Here is an 8225-nt window from a genome sequence, read left to right on the forward strand (position 1 = left end):
GGCCAGGCCCTTGTCCGGTTCCTCGACCTCGACGCCGACCTCGGCGGCCTGGGTGACGTCGGCTTCACCCTCGCCGAACACCTCGCCCACACCCACCGGGCCCGCGTGGTCCTCACCTCCCGCACCGGGATACCCGACCCGGCGGACGCCGACTCGGGACCGGGCGCCGTGTTCGAGGGCAACGTGCGGGACCGTCGGGCCTGGGTCGAGCGGCTGCGGGGGCGTGGGCACGGGGTCGAGATCGTCGTCTGTGATGCCACGGACTCGGCTGCCGTTCACCGGCTCCTGCACGATGTCGGCCGACGACACGGTCGGCCCCGACTCGTCGTGCACGCCGCCGGTGTCGTCGCGTCCGCCGGAATCGCACCGCTGCGGGCGAGCGACCTTGCGACGATCACCGCCCACGTACGGGCCAAGGTCGGCGCCGCCGACGCCCTGCACACCGCCATCGGCGACCTCCCCGAGGCATTGCGCCCGCCGACCGTCGTGGTGATGTCCTCCGCCACCGCCGCGGTGGGCGGCCTGGGCCTGGGCCCGTACGCCGCCGCCAACCGCGCACTGGAGGCGACCGCCGCCCGACACACCGACGCGCACACCACCTGGCTCGGTGTCGCCTGGGACGGCTGGCGGGTCGGACCCGCGGGCCGCGAACGTGTCGTCGCCGCCACCCACTCCCTCGGCGCCGAGGAGGGCACCCGCGCCCTGGACCTGCTGCTTGCCGCAGCGGCCGACGACACGGCTCCGGCCGTGGTCGCCGTCTCCCCGGCCGACCTGGCCGCCCGGCTGCGACACGATGCCACGCCGCCGATCGTGCCGGCGTCCGCGCCCGCGGATTCGTCACCGGGTGTGCCCGAGTCCGGCCGCCGGGCGGATCCGCGAGCACACACCATCGCGGCGATCTGGACCGACCTGCTCGGCTTCACCGTCCCGGACCCGGACGCGGACTTCTTCGCGCTCGGCGGACACTCGCTGCTCGCCACCCGCATGCTCGCCCGGGTACACGACACGTTCGACGTACGCCTGCGCCTGGCCGATCTCCTCGATCACCCGACCGCCGCCGGCCTGGCCCGCCTCCTCGACCGCACCCCGATGCCATCGGGTGGCGCGACGCCCCCCGAGTCGCCCCCGTCGGACGCGTCTCCCGTGCCCGCCGATCTCCCGCCGCCTCGCCCCCGGGCGTCGGCCGCGGTGCGCGACTTTCCGCTCACCCGGGTTCAGCACGCCTACTGGGTCGGCGGCGGCGGGGGATATCGGCACGGCGGGACCGCGTGCCACTTCTTCCTCGAACACCACTGTCCCGACCTGGACGTGCGGCGCTACCAGGAAGCGCTGAACCGGGTGATCGCCCGGCACTCGATGTTGCGCGCCGTGATCACCCCCGAGGGCCGCAACCGCATCCTGGACCGGGTGCCCCGATACCGCATCCGCGTGCACGATCTCACCCACCTGGACGAGGCGGAACGAGACGGCAAACTGGCCGAGTTGCGTGCACGGCTCTCCCATCGCGCACCACGCCCCGACCGCTGGCCGCTGTTCGACGTGACCGCCGCCCGGCTGCCCGACGGCGTGATCCGACTGTTCACCGGATTCGACGTCCTGGTCTGCGACACCGCGAGCTACCTGCTGGTGGACCGCGAGATCAAACACTTCCACGACCATCCGGACGAGCAACTACCGCTACCGGCAATCGACTTCGCCACCTGTGCGGCTGCCCTGGAAAGCCGGCGCAGCGGTCCCTCGTTCGACGCCGCCGGCGAATTCTGGCGGGCTCGGCTCGCCGACCTCCCGGGACCGCCCGCGCTCGGGCACCGGACCGAGACGACGACCGGGCAACCGCCCCGGTTCATGCGCCGCGCCGCCCGGCTGGCCCCCGAGACCTGGCACCGACTGCGCGCCGCGGCGGCCCGCCGAGGACTCACACCCACCGCCGTACTCCTGGCCGCCTACACCGACACCCTCGCCCACTGGTCCGGAAGCGACCGGTTCTGCGTCAACCTCACCCTGTTCGACCGGCCCACGATCCACCGCGATGTGGACCGGGTGGTCGGCGACTTCACCACGCTCATGCTGCACGAGAGCCGACACCCCACGCCGCCGCCGCCGTTCGCCGATCGGGCCGAGGCGACACAGCGCCGGTTGTTCGCGGACCTGGACCACCGCGACTTCGGCGCCCTGGACGTGCTGGCCGAACAGTCCGCCCGCACCGGACGGTTGCACACCGCCCCCGTCGTGTTCACCAGCGCGTTGGGCCTGGCCGACGTGCTCGACGGCGGCCACGACCTGGACTGGATCGGCACCCCGGTACACGGGGTGAGCCAGACGCCGCAGGTGTGGCTGGATCATCAGGCGTTCGAGCAGGGCGGCGCCCTGCTGCTGCAATGGGACGCCGCCGAGGACCTCCTCGAACCGGCCGACGTGGACACGGCGTTCGCCCGCCACGTGGCGGCGGTGCGCCGACTCGCGGACGATCCGACGGCGTGGGGCGACGAACCGGTCGCCGCCGTCGCGGCGACGGCACCCGTTGCGGTCGAAGGCGACGACGACGTGGCGCTGGTGTTGCGCGCCGGCGCGCATCCGCGCCCGCTGTTCCTGATCCATCCCTCCGGCGGCGACGTGTTGTGCTACGGCGAGTTGGCCCGACGGCTGACCACCGACCGCCCGGTGATCGGCCTGACCGACCCACAACTCGTCGGCGCCAAGGCGCCCGTCGCTCCGGAGGCGCTGGTCGAGCGCCACCTCCGGGCGATCCGGTGCCGCCAACCACGCGGACCCTACGCCCTCGGCGGCTGGTCGATGGGTGGCATCCTCGCCCACGAGATCGCCGGCCGGCTGCACGACGCCGGCGAGCGCGTCGAACTGCTCGTCCTCCTCGACTCCAACCTGCCCGACCACATCCACACCTTCCCCGAGGAAGCCGAACAGACCCGGGACACCGAACCGGTCCTGCGCTATCTCTCCTCGCTCGAAGCGTTCCTCGACCTCGACCTCGGCCTCGACACCGCCCCGGACTTCGCCGCCCTACCGCCCGCCGAGCGCATTCCCGAGGCCACCCGCCGACTGCGCGCGGCCGGCCTGCTCGGGGTCCGGGACACCGCAGCCGAGCGCATCGAGGTCTTCACCCGCCACCTGCGCCTGCTGGGCAGCCACACCGCCCACCCGCTGAAGGACGCCGGTACCGACACGCTCATCGTGCGCGCCGCGCGACGATCCCCGCGCAACAGCGGAACGGGTATGGGCGTGGACGACGTTCCGGGCGGTGCCGACCTGGGCTGGACGCCCTTCCTGAGCACACCACCGAGTTGTGTCGACGTCGACGCCCACCACTACGCCCTGCTGCGCGAGCCCGCCCTCGGCCACATCGTCGCGCTCGTGGACCGGGCGCTGCGCGACCTGCCGACGGCGGTCGAACCCGGCGCCGCCGGGGGGCGCACGAAGGACTGAGGCTGCGCTCTTCCCGCGCCCGCCCGATCTCGTCCGGCTCCGTTCCGGTTCGCGCGTGCACCTTTGTACGCACCCGCGTTCGTACGCAGCCATGTTTCCGATCCCGTTCCGAACCAGAGGACCCCATGCGCACCGCCCGCTCCCGGCCGGCCGGCCCACGCCGCGCCGCTCGTACCCTCGTCCACCTCGCCGGCGCGGCCTGTCTCCTGGCCGCCTGCTCCACCCGGTCCGACCCGCCCGCCCCCGAAGCCGCAGATCCCGTCGGCGCACCGCGCGCCGGCGGCACACTGCGCTACGCCCTCGCCGGCAGCCCGGCCACGGCGAGCAACGACCCACACGGCGGGCTCGCCAACGAGTCCGACGTACAACGCTTCGCGTTGATGTACGACGTGCTGACCGTGCCCGGCCCGAACGGCCGCGCCGCGCCCCGGCTCGCCGCGTCCTGGGACGCCGACCCGTCGGCGACTCGGTGGACGTTGCACCTGCGCACCGACGCGCGGTTCACCGACGGGCGCCCGGTCCGGGCCGCGGACGTGCTGTTCTCGCTGCGCCGCATCCAGAGCAAGGCGGCCGAAAACTACGGCAGACTCGCCCAGTTCGACACGCAAGCCTCCACCGCCGCCGACGAACACACGGTGAACCTGGTCAGCCGCACACCGGACGCCCTGGTCCCCGAGGCGCTCGAATCCGTCACCTTCGTGGTGCCCGACGGCACCACCGACTTCGCCCGGCCGGCCCCAGGATCCGGCCCCTTCCGGCTGGATGCGGCCGACACGCAGACCACGACGCTGAGCCGCAACACCCGGTGGTGGGGCCCGAGTCCGCACCCGGACCGGATACAGATCCGAGCCGTCGCCGACCCCCAGGCGCGCGCGGCGGCCGTCACCTCCGGACAGGTCGACGCGGCCGGCAGCGTCGGCCCCGCCGCCGCGAAGACCGCCGGGACCGGTGCCCGGGTGGTGCGCCGGACCGGCGTCACCGCCTACCCGTTCGTCATGCGCCTGGACCGGGCACCCTTCGACGACCCCCGGGTGCGCGAGGCGTTCAAGCTCGCCGCCGACCGCAAGGCCCTGGTGGACACCGTCTTCCTCGGCTTCGGCGGCATCGGCAACGACCTGCCGACCCCGTACGACCCCTCGTACCCCAAGGATCTGGCCCAGCGGCCCCGGGACTTGGCCCGAGCCAGGCAACTGCTCGCCGAGGCCGGACATCCGGACGGACTACGGGTGACCCTGCGTACCACCACCTCCTATCCGGGCATGGATACCGCCGCGACCCTGTACGCCCGCCAACTCGCCGAGATCGGCGTGCAGGTCACCGTCCGCAACGAGCCGCCCGACACCTACTTCAGCGCCGTCTGGGGTACCGCCGACTTCTACACCGGCTACTTCGGCGGCATCCCGTTCACCGACGTCGCCCGCGTCACGCTGTTGTCGACCTCGCCCGGCAACGAGAGTGCCTGGCGCCGACCCGGCTGGGACGCCGGCTTCCGCGAGGCGATGGGCAACCGGGACGACGCGGTCCGGCAGACCCGGCTGGGCACGCTCCAGAAGGAACTGTGGGCGGAGGGCGGCTATCTCGTCTGGGGTCTGGGGGACGGGCTCGACCTCACCTCCGCAGCCGTGCACGGGATGCCCACCGCTCCCGGCTTCGGTCGGTTCCTCCTGGACACGGTCTGGCTGGACCGGTGAACCGGTGATCGTGACCCGCCCGTCGCGGCCGGCGGTCGCCGGTCCGCCCGAGCGGCGCCCCCGCCGGTGGGGGCCACGGTCGCCGCTCGCGCCGCTTGCCGCCGTGCTGCGCGTGGCCGTCCTGCTCTCGGCCGTCTCCGCAACGGTGTTCGCCGCCTGCGATGCCCTCCCGGGCGATGCCGCGGACACGCTGGGCGGCGGGCGGGTCGGCTCCGCCGGACTGGACGAACTACGCGCCCAACGCGGTCTGACCGACCCCCTGTGGCTGCGCTGGCTGCACTCGATCGCGGACCTGGCCGGCCGGGACGGCGGACACTCGCTGCTCACCGGCCGCCCGGTGTACGCCGTGATCGGCGAACGACTGCCCGCGACGCTGGTGTCGGCCGGACTCGCGCTCGCCGGCGCCGCGCTGATGTGCCTGATCGGCTGCCTGTTGGCCGGACGCCGGGCCGTGCGCCGCCCGCACACCGGCCCGTCCGGCGTCGCCACCGCGCTCGCGGCCGTCCCCCAACCGGTGGTGGCCGCCGGGCTGACCGCACTGTTCGCCGGCGGCCTCGCCCTGCTGCCACCCGTGTCGTTGCTGCCACCCGGCGGCAACCCCCTGACGGAGCCCCGCATTCTGATCCTGCCCGTACTCACCATCGCGCTGCCCACCGCCGCGTTCGGCACCGCGCTGCTCGCCGGCGCCGTCGCCGACGCCCTGTCGACTCCGCACGCCGTCGATGCGCGCCTGCGCGGTGTACCAGCCGGCCGCATCCTGCGCCGACACGTCGCGCCCGCGCTCGCCGTGCCCGCGCTGCGGGTGCTCGCCGTCGCGGTATCGGCCACGACCGCCGGAACCGCCCTGGCGGAGAGCACCTTCGGCTACGCCGGCGCGGGCGAACTCCTGGTCACCGCCGTCGCCACCCGGGACACCCCCGTCGTGCACGCGCTCGCCGTCGGCTCGGCGATCGTCGTCCTGGGCATCCTGCTGATCGCCGACCTGATCGCCGACCCGATCGCGCGGCGGGAGGCCCGGTGAGGGCCGTCGGCCGCCGAGCGTCCCGGCAAGTGCCGTGCTCGTGGGCGTTGTTGCCGATCGCCGCCGGGTGCCTGCTCGTCGCGTTCGTGGTCGTCGGGCCCGCGGCGACCCCCTACGACCCGGGCGCGCCCGTCGGCGTGCCGTGGACCCCGGCGGGCGGCGAACACCTGCTGGGTACCGACGTGCTGGGCCGCGATGTGCTCTCCCGGCTGATGGCCGGCGGGCGCCGACTGCTCATGGTCGCCGCCTTGGCGGCCGCGTGCACGTGCCTGGTCGGGACATCGGCCGGACTGATTGCCGCAGGGGCGCGGCCGGGCGTCGGGTACGCCGTCGACCTCGTCGCCGATCTGCTGATCGCGGTGCCGGCGCTGCTGCCCGCGCTGCTGTTGGCGGCCGTACTCCCCGGCACCGGAGCGGTGGTCGCCGCGACCGTCGTGTCCGGGGCACCGCTCACCGCCCGGATCGTGGCCGATGCCGCGACCCGCACGTCGGCCTGCGGATACGTGCGAGCGGCTCGGCTGCGGGGCGAGCGGCCGGCGGCGATCCTGGTCCGCGAGGTGCTGCCGTCGATGTCCGGGCTGCTCGCGGCCGACTTCGGGCTGCGCTTCGTCACCGCGCTGCAACTCTTGTGCGCGCTCGGCGTGTTGGGGTTGGCCGCCGACGTGCCGGCGACGGGGGACTGGGCGGTGATGTTGCGCGAGAACCTGCCCGGCGCGGCCCTGAACCCCGCCGCCTTGGCCGCCCCCGCCGTGCTGCTGACCGCCGTGGCGCTCGCCGTGGCCGGCGCCGCCCACACGGTCGCGCGGGCAAGCACCGGATCGGGCCCTCGATGAGCGCCCCGGGACCCACGACACGCCCGATCGCCATCGGCGAGGGGCTGCGGGCGGCCGGCCTCCGGGTCGTGGACGCCGCCGGTCGCCCGGTCCTGGACGGGTTCACCGCACACGCCCCGGCCGGCGGCGTACTCGCCCTGGTCGGCCCGTCCGGCTCCGGCAAGACCACGGCCCTGCGCGCCCTGCTCGGCCCGCTCCCGGCCGGGCTGCGCAGTACCGCCGGCACGGTGACCTGGCGCGGCGCGGCCCGCCCGACCGCGCATCGGGGCCGGGTCTGGCGGCTGCGCCACGTCGGCCTGCTCGGCCAGGATCCGCACGGCGCACTCGACCCCCGTCGAGCGATCCTCGACCAGGTCGCCGAGGCCGCCGTCGACCGGGGCGTCGCCCGCCGCGTCGCCCGCGCGCAGGCCGCCGAACTGTTGGATCGGCTCGGACTGGATGCCGAGTGCACCGAGCGCCGACCTCGCGCGCTGTCGGGCGGCCAGGCGCAACGGGCCGCACTGGCGGTGGCGTTGATCGCGGATCCGGACCTGGTGTTCCTGGACGAGCCCACCGCGAGCCTCGACCGGGCCACGGCCGATCGCGTCACGGACCTCATTCGGGCACGACACCGCGACCGCTCCCGGGTGACCGTGACGGCCACCCACGACCCGGAGCTGATCGCCGAACTCGCCGACACCGTCCTGCGGTTCGACCGTCCCGGCCCGACCACCCGGCGCACCGGGCCATCCCGCACCGGGCCACCCCGCGCCCAGGTGTCCACGGCGCCCGTGGTCCTGGCCGCGCGCGACCTCGAACTCACCCACTCGGACTCGGCTGCCGCCCTGCTCCTCAGCCGTGCCCGACTCCGGGTGCATGCCGGTGAGTTCATCGCCCTGCTCGGACCTTCCGGCAGCGGCAAGAGCACCCTGCTGCGCGCCCTGGCCGGGCTCCATCCCCCTCGCGCCGGCAGCCTCCACCTGGGTTCGGACCCGCGTCCGCTCGCCGGATCCGCCGCCGCCCGCTCGCGCGCCGAACTGCGGCGCATGCAATACGTCGGGCAGGATCCGCGCGACGAACTCAACCCCGCCCACCGGGCGGTCGGCGCCGTCGCCCGCCCTCTGCGCGGCCTCGTCGGGTTCGCCCGCACGCCGGCCCGGAACGAGGCACTGCGCCTGCTCGCCGCCGTCGGCCTCGATGCCGAAACGGCCCGCCGCCGACCCGGTCGGCTCTCCGGCGGCCCCCACCAACCGGAGCCCC

Annotated in this window: 5 protein-coding genes; all 5 read left to right on the plus strand. The window is 74.8% G+C overall.

What is annotated here, in order from left to right:
- Positions 1-48: 48 nt before the first annotated feature.
- Positions 49-3441 carry a KR domain-containing protein gene (locus ACFXMF_RS45160; protein WP_380021213.1) on the plus strand — a complete coding sequence of 1131 codons (3393 nt, stop codon included), beginning with the start codon at positions 49-51 and terminating at the stop codon, positions 3439-3441.
- A gap of 125 nt (positions 3442-3566) precedes the next feature.
- On the plus strand, positions 3567-5132 hold the full coding sequence (locus ACFXMF_RS45165; protein ID WP_379991872.1) for an ABC transporter substrate-binding protein: 1566 nt from the start codon (positions 3567-3569) through the stop codon (positions 5130-5132).
- Positions 5133-5235: 103 nt separating this feature from the next.
- Entirely contained in the window at positions 5236-6153 is a 918-nt protein-coding gene (locus tag ACFXMF_RS45170; RefSeq protein ID WP_360311462.1) for an ABC transporter permease, read from the plus strand.
- Positions 6150-6986, plus strand: a complete 837-nt coding sequence (locus ACFXMF_RS45175; RefSeq protein ID WP_379991871.1) for an ABC transporter permease subunit — start codon at positions 6150-6152, stop codon at positions 6984-6986. The genes ACFXMF_RS45170 and ACFXMF_RS45175 overlap by 4 nt, the downstream gene beginning before the upstream one ends.
- A partial coding sequence (locus ACFXMF_RS45180) for an ATP-binding cassette domain-containing protein (protein WP_380021211.1) occupies positions 6983-8225 on the plus strand: 1243 nt, incomplete at its 3' end. The genes ACFXMF_RS45175 and ACFXMF_RS45180, both read left to right, overlap by 4 nt.

Origin of the sequence: Embleya sp. NPDC059213, from assembly GCF_042754445.1 — a bacterium.
In the GTDB taxonomy this organism is placed as follows: Bacteria; Actinomycetota; Actinomycetes; order Streptomycetales; family Streptomycetaceae; genus Embleya.